Genomic DNA, 13648 nt, shown 5'->3' on the forward strand with positions numbered 1-13648 from the left:
GGAAGGTTGTTCGCTACAAATCCGTCTATCTGTATTTTAGACCGTACCTTTGTGAAAAATTATTATTGCAAAACAACCTAAAAGATGCAACTGAAGCTTACTAAACCAATTTGTTTTTTTGATCTGGAAACCACCGGAACCAATGTGGCCAAGGATAGAATTGTAGAGATCGCCATTTTAAAAGTGTATCCCAACGGGAATAAGGAAAGTAAAACCTGGTTGGTTAACCCAGAAATGAAGATTCCGGACGAGGTGGTCGCTGTTCACGGCATTACCAATGAGAAGGTGGCTCAAGAACCTACCTTTAAACAGCTTTCCAAAGAGATTTATAATATGATTAAGGATTGTGACCTTGGCGGCTATAATTCTGATCGATTTGATATTCCTCTCTTGGCGGAAGAAATGCTGCGAGCAGAAATTGATTTTGATATGAAAAACACCGTTTCTGTAGATGTGCAGACCATTTTCCATAAAATGGAAAAGCGCACCTTGGAAGCGGCCTATAAGTTTTACTGTGATAAGGATCTTACAAACGCCCATAGTGCAGAAGCAGATACCCTAGCAACCTATGAGGTGTTATTGTCACAGTTAGAACGTTACCCAGAGCTGGAGAATAATGTGAAAAAGCTGTCACAATTTACTACAAGGAAGCAGTCTGTGGACTTTGCCGGTTTTATTGTGTTGGATAAGGAGGGGGAAGAGGTTTTTTCCTTCGGGAAACACAAGGGTAAAAAAGTGCACGATGTACTGGAAAAAGAACCCGGGTATTTTGGATGGATCCTTAATGCCGATTTTCCATTGTACACCAAAAAAATACTGACTCAAATAAAGCTGAGTAAGCTTAATAATAAATTAAACTAAGGGGGTATTTCTTATCTGGTATAGGATAGATGCCCTAAGTATTATTTTTTTCCAACAAGGAGTTTTTAGGGCAACTTGCCCGAATGAATGTGTGCGAAAAAGAAGCATCTGCTGTGCCAGTCTTGGTCTGTATATCTTAATGGGTATTGTGCCAAACCCCAATGAATCTATTAGCCGTATGAAAATAATCTGTATTGGTCGTAATTATGTAGATCATATAGCCGAATTGAACAACGAGAAGCCCAGTGAGCCGGTGGTATTTATTAAGCCCGACTCTGCGGTGTTGCCAAAGGAGCAGGATTTCTATATTCCTGAGTTTTCCCAAGATGTCCATTATGAAGTGGAGGTTTTGGTAAAGATTAAAAAGGTAGGAAAACACATAGATGAGCAATTTGCCCATAAGTATTATGATGAAATAGGTCTGGGGCTAGACTTTACAGCTAGGGATCTTCAAACGCAACTAAAGGAGAAGGGACTTCCATGGGAAAAGGCAAAGGGTTTCGACGGTGCAGCCGTAGTGGGCAAGTGGTTGCCTAAAACCAACTTTGAGGATTTAAATAATCTTGACTTCCAGCTTAAAAAGAATGATGAGGTGGTGCAGAAGGGAAATACAGCGCATATGATGTGGAAGATAGATGAGTTAATATCCTATGTGTCGCGTTACTTTATGCTGAAAAAAGGGGATATTATCTTTACGGGAACCCCCGCGGGTGTAGGAAAAGTAAATGCGAATGACTATCTTGTAGGCACACTTAACGATAAGGAGTTATTCTCCTTAAAAATAAAATAGATGATCTATAACCTAGACAACATCAATGAAATGGCCGAGGGCGATGAAGATTTTGTTCGTTCTGTCATTGCTGTATTTTTAGAAGAAGTGCCTCAGGACCTGGAAGAGTTGGAGAAGGCCTTGGAGCTTAAAAATTACGAAGCGGTTTACAAATTGGCGCATAAAATAAAGCCCAATGTAGATTTGTTAGGCATGGAGCAGTCGCGTGCAAAAGCCTTGGAAATAGAGACCTTGGCAAAAAAAGAAGAAAATATTCCAGAAATCAATAGGTTGGTGCCGCTTCTTAAAAAAGATGTTAATCAGGTGATTACGGAGCTAAAAAACGACTTTAGTCTTTAATGTTTGCAGAGATAATTACCATTGGTGATGAATTGCTAATAGGACAGGTGGTAGATACCAATTCTGCATTTATCGCCGAAAAACTGAATGATATTGGTGTTTCCGTTTATCAAATCACCTCTGTGCAGGATGATAGGGAGCAAATTTTACATGCCTTAAAGGAAGCCGAATCGCGGTCCGATGTGATTATCATGACAGGAGGGTTGGGTCCTACCAAGGATGATATTACCAAACAAACCTTGTGCGAGTACTTTGGCGATACCCTTGTGTTGAATAGCGCGGTGCTTTCCCATGTGGAGGAGTTGTTTAAAAAACATATAAGCACCCCTATTTCCGAATTGAACCGAAGACAGGCCTTGGTGCTCAGTAGTGCAGAAGTATTGCACAATGAGTTTGGAACTGCGCCTGGGATGTGGATACCCAGGAATGGTAAAGTAGTAATCTCCTTACCAGGAGTGCCCTATGAAATGAGAAACTTATTCTCTTACCAGGTAATCCCAAAGGTGATTCAAGAGTTTAGACGACCCTATATTATTCATAAGACCATTATCACTTATGGGATGGGAGAAAGTGGAATTGCAGAAATCCTAGAATCAATAGAGGAGGGGCTCCCCAAAGAAGTGAAGCTGGCTTATTTGCCTAGCTTGGGCTCGGTGCGGTTGCGATTAACTGGGAAAGGGCCCAATAAAGAGCGCTTAAATCAGTTGATAGATGCGGAAGCTGAGAAGATTAAAGCATTGCTGGGGGATTATGTCTATGGGGAAAATGGAATGGAACCCTTAGAGGTGGTCGTAGCCAATTTATTGAAGCAGAAAAAAATGACCCTAGGGACGGCAGAAAGTTTTACCGGGGGGAGAATTGCACAGAAAATAACCCGAAATCCAGGGGCATCTGCCTATTTTAAAGGGAGTGTGGTATGTTATGCCACCCAAACCAAAGTAGAGGTGTTGGGAGTGTCCCAAGAAGTGATAGATCGGTATTCTGTGGTGAGTTCCCAAGTGGCCGAGGCCATGGCTATTCATCTTAGGAGGCTGTTAAAAACAGATTTTGCCATAGCTACTACTGGGAATGCCGGACCCACAAAAGGGGATTCGGATGCGGAGGTAGGAACGGTATTTATCGCCATTGCTTCTCCAAAAAAGGTGGTCGTACAAAGATTTCAGATGGGAGGGCAACGGGATAGAGTTGTGGAAAAGTCGGTAAACAAGGCGTTTGAGCTGCTTCAAAAAGAAATTGCAAAATTGTGACCAAGAATTTTGTACGTACCATAAATTAGCTTAAATTTGCAGCCTGTTTATAACAAAATTAAAAGTAGCGAGATGTCAAAAGTTTGTGATGTTACTGGAAAGAGAGCCATGTTTGGAAATAATGTGTCCTTCTCAATCAATAAAACCAGAAGAAGATTTGACGTGAATCTTTCCAAAAAACGTTTCTATATTCCAGAAGAAGACCGTTGGGTAACCTTAAAGGTGTCCGCTAAGGCTTTAAAGAGTATTAACAAAAAGGGAATTTCCGTTGTTTTGAAAGAGGCAAAAGGGAAAGGATTGATCAAATAATCCTGAAATACTAAGATAAAATGGCAAAGAAAGGTAATAGAATCCAGGTTATTTTGGAATGTACTGAGCATAAGGAGTCTGGCATGCCAGGAACTTCTAGGTACATTACAACTAAGAGCAAAAAGAATACTCCAGATAGGATGGAAATTAAGAAGTACAATCCTATTCTTAAGAGAGTGACAGTACATAAAGAAATAAAATAATACGTCATGGCAAAGAAATCAGTAGCAACTTTACAAACTAGTTCAAAGAGGTTGACAAAAGCCATAAAAATGGTAAGGTCCCCAAAAACAGGTGCTTACTCTTTTGTGGAGTCAGTTATGTCACCCGAATTGGTTAACGATTGGTTGAGCAAAAAATAGAAATCCTTTTTTAATGGGTTATAAGCTACTTTCAGATGGAAGTAGCTTTTTTATTTTCATATCTTTGGGCAAAAGGAATACGCCACGATTATGAGTTTATTTAAGAAGTTATTTTCGAAACCAAAAAAAGAATCCCTAGACAAAGGTCTGGAGAAGACCAAGTCTAGCTTCCTATCCAAATTAGGGAAGGCGGTTGTTGGGAAGTCAAAGGTAGATGATGATGTTTTGGATAGCCTGGAGGAGATCCTGGTTTCTTCCGATGTAGGGGTGGATACCACCCTAAGGATAATAGATCGGATAGAGGCTAGGGTAGCAAAGGATAAATACGTGGGTACGGACGAACTTAACCGTATTTTACGTGAGGAGATAGCCGGACTCCTATCTGAGACCAATTTTGGCAATGAGGTAGAATACACCGTTCCCAAGGATAAAAAGCCATATGTAATTATGGTGGTTGGGGTAAACGGAGTTGGTAAAACCACTACTATTGGTAAGTTGGCCCATCAGTTTAAAAAACAAGGCCTAAGCGTTGTATTGGGCGCTGCAGATACCTTTAGGGCAGCGGCTATTGAGCAGTTGGAAGTATGGGCAGATAGGGTAGATGTTCCTATTGTGAAACAAGGAATGGGGAGCGATCCCGCCTCTGTGGCTTATGACACGCTCAGTTCTGCTGTGACCCAAAATGCCGATGTGGTAATCATTGATACTGCCGGGAGATTGCACAATAAGGTGAATCTTATGAATGAACTTTCTAAGGTGAAACGGGTGATGCAGAAGGTGGTCCCAGATACACCGCATGAAGTGCTTTTGGTGTTGGACGGGTCTACGGGACAGAATGCTTTTGAGCAGGCAAAACAATTTACCAAGGCAACCGAGGTTACTGCCTTGGCGGTGACCAAATTGGATGGTACGGCTAAAGGAGGCGTGGTTATTGGAATTTCCGACCAATTTAAAATTCCCGTGAAGTATATTGGTGTTGGCGAGGGTATGGAAGATTTACAGGTATTCAATAAGTTTGAATTTGTGGATTCTTTCTTTAATGCTAATTAGGGTTCCTGGCCAGATAATTTCTTTAATTTTTCGGAGGTAGCAGTCTTTGGGAATCGGGCTATGGATAGGTGCATTTCTATAGATCTTAATAGCCTTGTCTATCTACCTTGCTTGATAAATCTTTAATTGTCTTCGCCTATTCTGTTTAGGAATGGGGTATTGCTCTTGAGGCTAAGCTATTTTCTTTTTTAAACGTTAAATATTAGGTGTAAATCAACTGCAATCTTTTTGCAAGTCGTACTTTTGCACCTCATTAGAAGAATATGCGTACAAAATCACTTAAAAAGAATAAGATCAACGTTGTTACCTTGGGGTGTTCCAAGAATGTATACGACTCCGAAGTATTAATGGGGCAGTTGAAAGCCAATAATAAAGAGGTAGTCCATGAAGAAGAAGGGAACGTAGTGGTGATAAACACCTGTGGTTTTATCAATAACGCTAAAGAGGAAAGCGTTAATACCATTTTGGAATACGTTCAGATGAAAGAAGCTGGGGACGTAGACAAGGTGTTTGTAACGGGTTGTTTAAGTGAGCGCTATAAGCCCGATCTTCAAAAGGAAATTCCCGATGTGGACGAATATTTTGGTACTAGTGAATTGCCAAACTTACTAAAGGCCTTAGGGGCAGATTATAAGCACGAGCTTATTGGAGAGCGACTAACTACCACTCCAAAGAATTATGCCTACCTAAAAATTGCAGAAGGCTGTGACAGGCCTTGTTCCTTCTGTGCTATTCCCCTTATGCGAGGGAAGCACAAAAGTACGCCCATAGAGGAGCTGGTAACAGAAGCAAATAAGTTGGCTGCAAAAGGGGTAAAGGAATTAATTCTGATTGCCCAGGACCTCACCTATTACGGCTTAGATCTATACAAGAAACGGAACCTTGCCCAGCTCTTGGAAGAGTTGGTAAAAGTAGAGGGTATAGAGTGGATTAGATTGCATTATGCGTTTCCAACAGGATTTCCTATGGATGTCTTGGAAGTGATGAAGCGCGAACCTAAAATATGTAACTATCTTGATATTCCTTTACAGCACATTTCAGATTCCATATTAAAAAGTATGCGAAGGGGAACCACCCAGGAGAAAACTACCAAATTGCTGAAAGATTTTAGAAAGGCGGTTCCTGGGATGACCATAAGGACTACTTTGATCGTTGGTTATCCAGGGGAAACCGAGGAGGATTTTAATACCTTGAAAGAATGGGTAAGGGAAATGCGTTTCGAGAGATTAGGATGCTTTACCTATAGCCATGAGGAGAATACTCACGCTTATAAACTGGAAGACGATGTGCCTGAGGAGGTAAAACAGCAACGTGCCTCCGAAATAATGGAATTGCAATCTCAGATCTCTTGGGAGCTAAATCAAGAAAAAGTAGGACAGACCTTGCGTTGTATCATCGATAGGAAGGAAGGGAAGTACTTTGTTGGTCGCTCCGAATTTGATTCCCCTGATGTGGATAACGAGGTTTTGGTAGATGCATCAAAACATTATTTAAAGGTGGGCGATTTTGTAAACCTATCCATCTTCGAAGCTGCGGATTTTGATCTGTACGGGGAGCCGGTTTAGTACAAAGTACTAAGTACAAAGTAGTGAGATATTAATATAGAGACGTACGCAGTTGGCGGAAGACGATAGTTTGCGCCAGTGGCCGATAGTGGATCAGAAAAGATTATTTCTGGTGGTGAGGTATGCGAACATGGTCAAAATCAACCTAGTTTTCTGGTCGAGCGCCAGCCCGAATGATTCGTTCTGGCGGGCGGTCCAGGCCTCAGTAAAAAAGCAATATACCCCATGGTGTCATTGGTGAATAACAGATTAGTGAGGTATAAAATAAAATCCTCAAACCACCGATTGTTTCCTAATAAAGATAATCAGCTTTAGCTAAAATTTTGAAAGCTCCATTTGTAGTTAAACCGTTATATTTTCAAATTGGCTAATTTCCAAATTGTCAAATCGGTGAATCCCCCTCATTGTTTCATTGCTACATTTTCACATAGCCTCCCTATTTCCAAATTGGCTAATTTCCAAATTGTCAAATCAGTATTCCACCCTCATTGTTTCATTGCTACATTTTCACATGGCCTCCCTATCCTCAAATTGGCTAATTTCCAAATTGTCAAATCAGTGAATCCCCCTCATTGTTTCATTGCTACATTTTCACATGGCCTCCCTATTTCCAAATTGGCTAATTTCCAAATTGTCAAATCAGTGAATCACCCTCCTTGTTTCATTGCTACATTTTCACATGGCCTCCCTATTTTCAAATTGGCTAATTTCCAAATTGTCAAATAAGTGAATCACCCTCCTTGTTTCATAGCTACATTTTCACATGGCCTCCCTATTTTCAAATTGGCTAATTTCCAAATTGTCAAATCAGTGAATCCCCCTCATTGTTTCATTGCTACATTTTCACATGGCCTCCCTATTTATGGGGTAGCAATGTAAACCTCACCTCGGTGTGGTTTAAGGGCGTCTCTTACACCAATCATCTGGGATTCATTTACTACCAAGAACGCAATGGAATGCATCTCATGGATGTCCTGACTTCCAGTAATGCAGTTGTTTAGCTGTTTGGCAGAGCAGTATTCTTCTAGGTGGATTTTATGATGTACGGCAGTTTTTTGAGCGGCCTCTCCCCTAAAATCCCAAATTAATTTAATTCTTCTTTCCTCCATGTGGTAAAATTAATGAAAAAACGATATAAGGGTTGGTAAATATACCATTATCCAACTAGGTAGTTTTTGTTGACAAGAGGTATGATAATGGACCGTTGAGTTGATTCATTCTATGCGTGCCTGGGAATAAACCATTAAAGTTTGTGTTAAATTCAATGGATTTATTATAAAAATTGAGAACTTGCATAACGTTGTGATATTGTTAAATTTGCTGCATGCATTTTTTTGGAATGAAACTTAAAAGCTTACTGGGAATCATAGGGTGTGCGCTTCTTTTGGGCAGCTTTGTCTCCTGTGAGTCTCTGTTTAGGAGGGAGATGGATGGTGTGGCAATCGCTAGAGTGGGGGAGTCCTACCTCTACAAGGAAGATTTGGCTGCCTTGAGGTTAGACAATTTATCCAAAGAGGACAGTGCCTCTATGGTTAATAATTATATCAATAAATGGGCTTATAAGCAGTTGCTACTTGCTAAAGCAAAAATTAACCTTCCACAGGAAAAGGTGCAGGTGTTTGAAGATTTGGTGGCAGATTACCGGACAGATTTATATACTGGCGCTTATAAAGAAGCTTTGGTGCTAAGCTCACAAGATACGGTGATAACCGATTTTCAGCTAGCGGAGTTTTATGCTCGGGAAAAGGAGAATTTTAAATTAAGGGAACGAATTGTTCAATTAAGGTTTGTGGAGCTCCCCCTGCAGTTTATGGACAAGGAGCTTGTATCCAAAAAGTTACAGAGTTTTAAGGAAGATGATAGAGCCTATTTGGATTCTATAAGGGTCCAATTCAAAAAAATGAATTTTAATGATTCTCTATGGGTGGGAGTTAATAGGGTGATGGAAGAAATTAGGCCCTTAACCCCTGATAATCAGGCTAAGTACTTAAAAAAATCACAATTTTTTGAAATACAGGACTCTTTAGGGGTATATTTGACAAAGATTAATGATGTCCTGGAAATCAATGACATTGCTCCTCTTTCCTATGTTGAACCAACAATTAAACAGCTTCTTTTAAATAGAAGGAAGTTGAATTATATGAAGAAATTGGAACTCGAAATTATAGATGAAGCTATTAAAGATAAAGAATTTGAAGTGTATGAATAAGGTAATTAGAACAAGTCTTTCCCTTGCTGTATTAATGTTTATGGGGGCACTTAGTGCTCAAGAAACTGAAACGTTGCCAGATACACAGGTAGAACCCAACGAAATTAAAGTGGAAGATTCCTCCATTACTAAGAATGATTCCAAGAATGATTTTAATAAAATAAAATTAGACGGAATTGCAGCTGTGGTAGGTGATTATGTGATTTTGGAATCGGATATTGAAAAAACGTTTATCGACCTAAAGAATCAGGGTGCTTCTACTGCAGATATTACCCGTTGTGGACTTTTGGGTAAATTGATGGAAGACAGATTGTATGCGCATCAAGCGGTACAGGATAGTATTCTGGTCTCCGATGATGAGGTGAACGCTACAGGTGATCATCAGCTTCAGCAGTTGGTGGCACAGATAGGATCTATGGAAAAGGTCCTTAAATATTATAAAAAAGAGGATGAGGCTAGTTTTCGTGAAGACCTTTATAAAATTAATAAGCTGAGAATGCTTTCCGAAAAAATGCAGAACAAAATTGTTTCGGAAGTAGAAATTACTCCAGAGGAGGTAAGGCAGTTTTTCAATAGAATTCCGGAGGATGAGCGGCCTGTTTTTGGTGCTGAGTTGGAAATTGCACAGATCGTAAAGGAACCAAAGGCTTCCGAGGAGGAGAAGCAAAGAGTGATAGACCAATTGAATGAAATTAGGGCAGATGTAATCGATAACGGTGCTAGTTTTAATGTGAAGGCCATTTTGTACTCCCAAGATCCTGGATCTAAATCCAAGGGCGGTTTTTATAGCATGACCAGGGAAACTCCTTTTGTGAAGGAGTTTAAGGATGTTGCCTTTAGTTTAAGGGAAGGAGAGATCTCCGAACCCTTCGAAACCGATTTTGGATATCACATTATTTTAGTTGAAAAAATTAGAGGTAGGGAGTTAGATTTAAGACATATTCTAATAAGCCCAGAAATTTCCCAATCGGAATTGGAGAAGGCGAGGAAAGAATTGGATAGTATACGTCAGGGAGTAATGGACGGTAAATTTACTTTTGCGGAAGCAGCCCTTAATTTCTCCGATGAGAAGGAAACTAAATATGATGGAGGTTTATTGCGGAATCCGGCCGACTTCAGTTCTAGGTTCGAGCTGACCAAGATGGAGCCTTCCCTGTATAATCAGGTAAGGAATATTAAGGATAATGAGATTTCTAGACCTATTTTGGAAAACGACCCAAGGGGTGGCGGACCAAAATATAAGATCATGAAGATCACCAATCGCTATGATGAACATGTGGCCGATTTCTCCCAAGACTATATAAAAATCCAGGAATTGGCCCTGAGAGAAAAGCAGTTCAAGGCCATCAAAAAATGGATGGAGAAGCACATTAAGGATACCTACGTAAGTGTAAACGCAGCAAATAGGGAATGCGACTTTGCCAATAATTGGTTAAAGGAATAAGGGCATGTCAGATGTAGCGGCAATTAAAAACTTAGTAGTAAAACACCAAGAACTTAAAAAGGAAATAGCCAAGGTTATTATCGGGCAAGAGGAGGTGGTAGATCAATTGCTACTTTCCATTTATACCGGAGGTCACTCCTTGTTAATTGGGGTGCCCGGATTAGCTAAGACCTTAATGGTGAATACCATATCCATGGCGCTGGGGCTCAATTTTAAACGCATTCAGTTTACCCCAGACTTAATGCCAAGCGATATTTTAGGCAGTGAGGTCTTAGATCAAAATAGGAACTTTAAATTTATAAAGGGACCTGTATTTGCTAATATTATCCTCGCAGACGAGATTAACCGTACCCCGCCTAAAACCCAAGCGGCCTTATTAGAGGCCATGCAAGAGCGTTCGGTTACCATCGCAGGGAATTCTTATAAGTTAGATGAGCCCTATTTTGTGTTGGCTACTCAAAACCCCATAGAGCAAGAGGGAACCTATCCCTTACCTGAAGCCCAATTAGACCGTTTCATGTTTGCCATGGAATTACAATACCCCTCTGTAGAGGAGGAGATACGTGTGGTTAAGGCTACTACTTCGGATACGCAGCAAAAGATAACCCCCATGTTTACTGCGGCCGAAATCCTCGAAATTCAACATTTAGTAAGGAGGATTCCCGTACCAGATAAGGTGGTGGAATACGCGGTGGAATTGGTAAATAGTACCCGACCTAAAATAGAAGGGGCATCCAATTTTGTAAAGCAATATTTAGATTGGGGAGCAGGTCCCAGGGCCTCTCAAAATTTAATTCTGGCTGCTAAGGCCCATGCGGCGGTAAACGGAAAGTTTTCCCCCGATATTGAGGACGTTAAAGCGGTGGCAATGGGGATTTTAAGGCATAGAATCATTAAAAATTACAAGGCAGAAGCCGAAGGTATATCGGAGACCGATATTATTGAAAAGCTGATGTAATAATTTTTAGGTATTTGGGGCGCTTACTTGCTATAAAAAGGCCCTAGGAATTGCATTTGGGATTGGTTTAGGGCATTCTTTTTTGCAATCGTGTAAAATTGGGCTAATCTTTGTTTAAAAGTTTTATTAAATTGGTGTATTTTCTTAATTTTGAAAAATTACGATAACTCAAAATATTATATATAATGGCATTCGATATTGATATGATTAGAAAGGTGTATGCTACAATGGCAGAGCGTGTAGATAAAGCTCGTAGTATTGTTGGCAAGCCTTTGACCCTTTCGGAGAAAATTCTTTACGCCCATTTATGGGACGGGAATCCAACCGTAGCATTCAACAGAGGTAAGGATTATGTAAATTTTGCTCCTGATAGGGTTGCATTGCAAGATGCTACTGCACAGATGGCATTGCTTCAGTTTATGCAAGCAGGGAAATCTAAGGTAGCAGTGCCAACCACCACTCACTGTGATCATTTAATACAAGCCAAACAAGGAGCTGCACCAGACTTATTGCGTGCTAATGAGGTGAGTCATGAAGTTTTTGATTTTCTGGAGTCTGTATCCAACAAATACGGAATCGGATTTTGGAAGCCAGGCGCAGGAATCATTCACCAGGTGGTATTGGAAAATTATGCCTTCCCTGGAGGACTTATGATCGGTACCGATTCGCATACGGTAAACGCCGGTGGGTTAGGAATGGTTGCTATTGGTGTAGGAGGAGCCGATGCGGTAGATGTAATGGCCGGAATGCCTTGGGAACTTCGTTTTCCTAAATTAATTGGGGTTAAATTAACCGGGGAGCTCAATGGTTGGACGGCTTCCAAAGACGTAATTTTAAAAGTAGCCGAAATTCTTACCGTGAAAGGTGGAACTGGTGCTATTGTAGAATATTTTGGACCAGGTGCAAAAAATCTTTCTTGTACAGGAAAAGGAACCATTTGTAATATGGGGGCCGAAATAGGGGCTACCACTTCTACCTTTGGTTATGATGATGCTATGGAGCGTTTCTTACGTGCTACGGATAGAGAAGAAGTGGCCGATGAAGCTAATAAAATTAAAGAATACCTAACCGGAGATGACGAAGTATACGAAAATCCGGAACAGTATTTTGATCAAGTTATAGAAATAGATCTTTCTACTTTAAGACCACTATTGAACGGTCCGTTTACTCCAGATCTTGCTACTCCAGTAGGGGAGTTAGGAGAAAAGGCTCGTGCTAACGATTGGCCATTAAAAGTAGAGTGGGGATTAATCGGTTCTTGTACCAACTCTTCCTATGAAGATTTAACACGTGCTGCATCCATTGCTCAACAGGCTATTGATAAGAAATTGAAACCTAAGAGCGATTTTGGAATAAATCCGGGATCGGAACAAATACGATTTACCGCAGAGCGTGATGGACTCCTAAAGACTTTTGAGGATATTGGAGCTACTATCTTTACCAATGCCTGTGGACCCTGTATTGGTCAGTGGGATCGAAGTGATATGTTGGGAGATCAAAAAAATACCATTGTACATTCCTTTAATAGAAACTTCTCTAAACGTGCAGATGGGAACCCAAACACCCATGCTTTTGTAGGTTCTCCAGAAATGGTTGCCGCAATTGCTATTTCAGGGCGATTGGATTTTGACCCGATGAACGACACCCTGATCAACGAGGATGGGGAAGAAGTGAAATTGGATGTGCCAAGAGGTATAGAGTTGCCACCCTTGGGCTTCGAAGTAGATGATAACGGATACTTGGCTCCTAAAGAGGACGGAAGCTCTGTAGAAGTAGTAGTTGACCCAAAGAGTGAGAGACTACAGTTGTTAGAGCCTTTTGAGCCGCTAACCGAAGCAGAGCTGCAAGGAGTAAAACTTCTGATTAAAGTAGATGGTAAGTGTACTACAGATCACATCTCCATGGCCGGACCTTGGTTAAGGTACCGTGGACACTTGGATAATATAGCGAACAATACCTTAATTGGTGCGGTGAACTATTTTAATAAGAAGACCAACTTTGTTAAGAATCAATTGACAGGGGAGTACGAAGGCGTGCCAGATGCACAGCGTGCCTATAAAGCTGCAGGGGTTAGAACCATTGTAGTAGGAGACCATAACTATGGTGAAGGTTCTTCTAGAGAACATGCCGCCATGCAGCCAAGACACTTGGGAGTTGCTGCGGTATTGGTGAAATCTTTTGCACGTATCCATGAGACCAACCTTAAGAAACAAGGGATGTTGGGGCTTACTTTTGCCAATGAAAAAGACTATGATCTTATTCAGGAAGATGATACTTTCAATTTCATTGACATTAATGAGTTTGCTCCAGACAAGCAACTTACTTTAGAATTGGTTCATGCAGATGGTAGCAAGGATCTTATAAAGTTGAATCATACCTATAACCAAACACAGATAGATTGGTTTAAGGAAGGCTCTGCCCTTAACGTGATTAAAAAGGAAAATGCCATTTAAGGCATTAGCTTAAATACATTTTTAAAAAAACTCCTGATCACCATCAGGAGTTTTTTTAGTT

General features: G+C 40.6%; 14 protein-coding genes. 13 read left to right on the top strand and 1 reads right to left on the bottom strand.

The features are described 5' to 3' along the window. Positions 1 to 84: 84 nt before the first annotated feature. From F1E73_RS11660 to rimO, 9 genes are all read left to right on the top strand, one after another. Positions 85 to 861: a 3'-5' exonuclease gene (locus F1E73_RS11660; protein ID WP_150451985.1), complete on the top strand. Its 777-nt coding sequence runs from the start codon at positions 85 to 87 to the stop codon at positions 859 to 861. Between the two features lie 178 nt (positions 862 to 1039). Then, positions 1040 to 1651, top strand: a complete 612-nt coding sequence (locus F1E73_RS11665; RefSeq protein ID WP_086477435.1) for a fumarylacetoacetate hydrolase family protein — start codon at positions 1040 to 1042, stop codon at positions 1649 to 1651. After that, positions 1652 to 1990, top strand: a complete 339-nt coding sequence (locus tag F1E73_RS11670) for an Hpt domain-containing protein (protein WP_086477434.1) — start codon at positions 1652 to 1654, stop codon at positions 1988 to 1990. Next, positions 1990 to 3237: a competence/damage-inducible protein A gene (locus F1E73_RS11675; protein WP_150451986.1), complete on the top strand. Its 1248-nt coding sequence runs from the start codon at positions 1990 to 1992 to the stop codon at positions 3235 to 3237. Before F1E73_RS11670 ends, F1E73_RS11675 begins: the two co-directional genes overlap by 1 nt. Positions 3238 to 3309: 72 nt before the next feature. Continuing rightward, positions 3310 to 3546 (top strand): 50S ribosomal protein L28, encoded by a 237-nt coding sequence (gene rpmB, locus F1E73_RS11680; protein ID WP_026810198.1) that lies wholly within the window; start codon positions 3310 to 3312, stop codon positions 3544 to 3546. A gap of 20 nt (positions 3547 to 3566) precedes the next feature. Further along, positions 3567 to 3749, top strand: coding sequence for a 50S ribosomal protein L33 (rpmG, locus tag F1E73_RS11685; RefSeq protein ID WP_026810199.1), 183 nt, complete (start codon positions 3567 to 3569; stop codon positions 3747 to 3749). 6 nt (positions 3750 to 3755) lie between these two features. Further along, positions 3756 to 3908 (top strand): DUF4295 domain-containing protein, encoded by a 153-nt coding sequence (locus F1E73_RS11690; protein WP_086477432.1) that lies wholly within the window; start codon positions 3756 to 3758, stop codon positions 3906 to 3908. A 90-nt stretch (positions 3909 to 3998) separates the two neighbouring features. Next, positions 3999 to 4958, top strand: a complete 960-nt coding sequence (gene ftsY, locus F1E73_RS11695) for a signal recognition particle-docking protein FtsY (RefSeq protein WP_086477431.1) — start codon at positions 3999 to 4001, stop codon at positions 4956 to 4958. A gap of 263 nt (positions 4959 to 5221) precedes the next feature. Continuing rightward, positions 5222 to 6523 carry a 30S ribosomal protein S12 methylthiotransferase RimO gene (gene rimO, locus F1E73_RS11700; RefSeq protein ID WP_086477430.1) on the top strand — a complete coding sequence of 434 codons (1302 nt, stop codon included), beginning with the start codon at positions 5222 to 5224 and terminating at the stop codon, positions 6521 to 6523. An 860-nt stretch (positions 6524 to 7383) separates the two neighbouring features. On the opposite strand, the gene F1E73_RS11705 is transcribed toward rimO, so the two are convergent. Further along, on the bottom strand, positions 7384 to 7632 hold the full coding sequence (locus F1E73_RS11705) for a hypothetical protein (protein ID WP_086478569.1): 249 nt from the start codon (positions 7630 to 7632) through the stop codon (positions 7384 to 7386). Positions 7633 to 7847: 215 nt separating this feature from the next. Here F1E73_RS11705 and F1E73_RS11710 point away from each other — a divergent pair, with 215 nt between their 5' ends. The 4 genes from F1E73_RS11710 (at position 7848) to F1E73_RS11725 (ending at position 13587) form a co-directional block, all read left to right on the top strand. Continuing rightward, a complete protein-coding gene (locus F1E73_RS11710) occupies positions 7848 to 8732 on the top strand; it encodes a peptidylprolyl isomerase (protein ID WP_086478568.1) in 885 nt (294 codons plus the stop codon). Beyond that, positions 8725 to 10176 carry a peptidylprolyl isomerase gene (locus F1E73_RS11715; protein ID WP_223883418.1) on the top strand — a complete coding sequence of 484 codons (1452 nt, stop codon included), beginning with the start codon at positions 8725 to 8727 and terminating at the stop codon, positions 10174 to 10176. The genes F1E73_RS11710 and F1E73_RS11715 overlap by 8 nt, the downstream gene beginning before the upstream one ends. Before the next feature lie 4 nt (positions 10177 to 10180). Next, the gene (locus F1E73_RS11720; RefSeq protein ID WP_086478567.1) at positions 10181 to 11134 is read left to right on the top strand and encodes an AAA family ATPase; all 954 of its coding nucleotides are present in this window, start codon (positions 10181 to 10183) and stop codon (positions 11132 to 11134) included. A 185-nt stretch (positions 11135 to 11319) separates the two neighbouring features. Then, entirely contained in the window at positions 11320 to 13587 is a 2268-nt protein-coding gene (locus tag F1E73_RS11725) for an aconitate hydratase (protein WP_086478566.1), read from the top strand. Positions 13588 to 13648: the final 61 nt, after the last annotated feature.

This window comes from Arenibacter lacus (assembly GCF_008711145.1).
Classification (GTDB): Bacteria; Bacteroidota; Bacteroidia; order Flavobacteriales; family Flavobacteriaceae; genus Arenibacter; species Arenibacter amylolyticus.

Coding starts and splice junctions, on each gene's coding strand:
- F1E73_RS11660 (WP_150451985.1), top strand. CDS start 85: ATGCAACTGAAGCTTACTAAACCAATTTGTTTTTTTGATCTGGAAACC.
- F1E73_RS11665 (WP_086477435.1), top strand. CDS start 1,040: ATGAAAATAATCTGTATTGGTCGTAATTATGTAGATCATATAGCCGAA.
- F1E73_RS11670 (WP_086477434.1), top strand. CDS start 1,652: ATGATCTATAACCTAGACAACATCAATGAAATGGCCGAGGGCGATGAA.
- F1E73_RS11675 (WP_150451986.1), top strand. CDS start 1,990: ATGTTTGCAGAGATAATTACCATTGGTGATGAATTGCTAATAGGACAG.
- rpmB (WP_026810198.1), top strand. CDS start 3,310: ATGTCAAAAGTTTGTGATGTTACTGGAAAGAGAGCCATGTTTGGAAAT.
- rpmG (WP_026810199.1), top strand. CDS start 3,567: ATGGCAAAGAAAGGTAATAGAATCCAGGTTATTTTGGAATGTACTGAG.
- F1E73_RS11690 (WP_086477432.1), top strand. CDS start 3,756: ATGGCAAAGAAATCAGTAGCAACTTTACAAACTAGTTCAAAGAGGTTG.
- ftsY (WP_086477431.1), top strand. CDS start 3,999: ATGAGTTTATTTAAGAAGTTATTTTCGAAACCAAAAAAAGAATCCCTA.
- rimO (WP_086477430.1), top strand. CDS start 5,222: ATGCGTACAAAATCACTTAAAAAGAATAAGATCAACGTTGTTACCTTG.
- F1E73_RS11705 (WP_086478569.1), bottom strand. CDS start 7,632: ATGGAGGAAAGAAGAATTAAATTAATTTGGGATTTTAGGGGAGAGGCC.
- F1E73_RS11710 (WP_086478568.1), top strand. CDS start 7,848: ATGCATTTTTTTGGAATGAAACTTAAAAGCTTACTGGGAATCATAGGG.
- F1E73_RS11715 (WP_223883418.1), top strand. CDS start 8,725: ATGAATAAGGTAATTAGAACAAGTCTTTCCCTTGCTGTATTAATGTTT.
- F1E73_RS11720 (WP_086478567.1), top strand. CDS start 10,181: ATGTCAGATGTAGCGGCAATTAAAAACTTAGTAGTAAAACACCAAGAA.
- F1E73_RS11725 (WP_086478566.1), top strand. CDS start 11,320: ATGGCATTCGATATTGATATGATTAGAAAGGTGTATGCTACAATGGCA.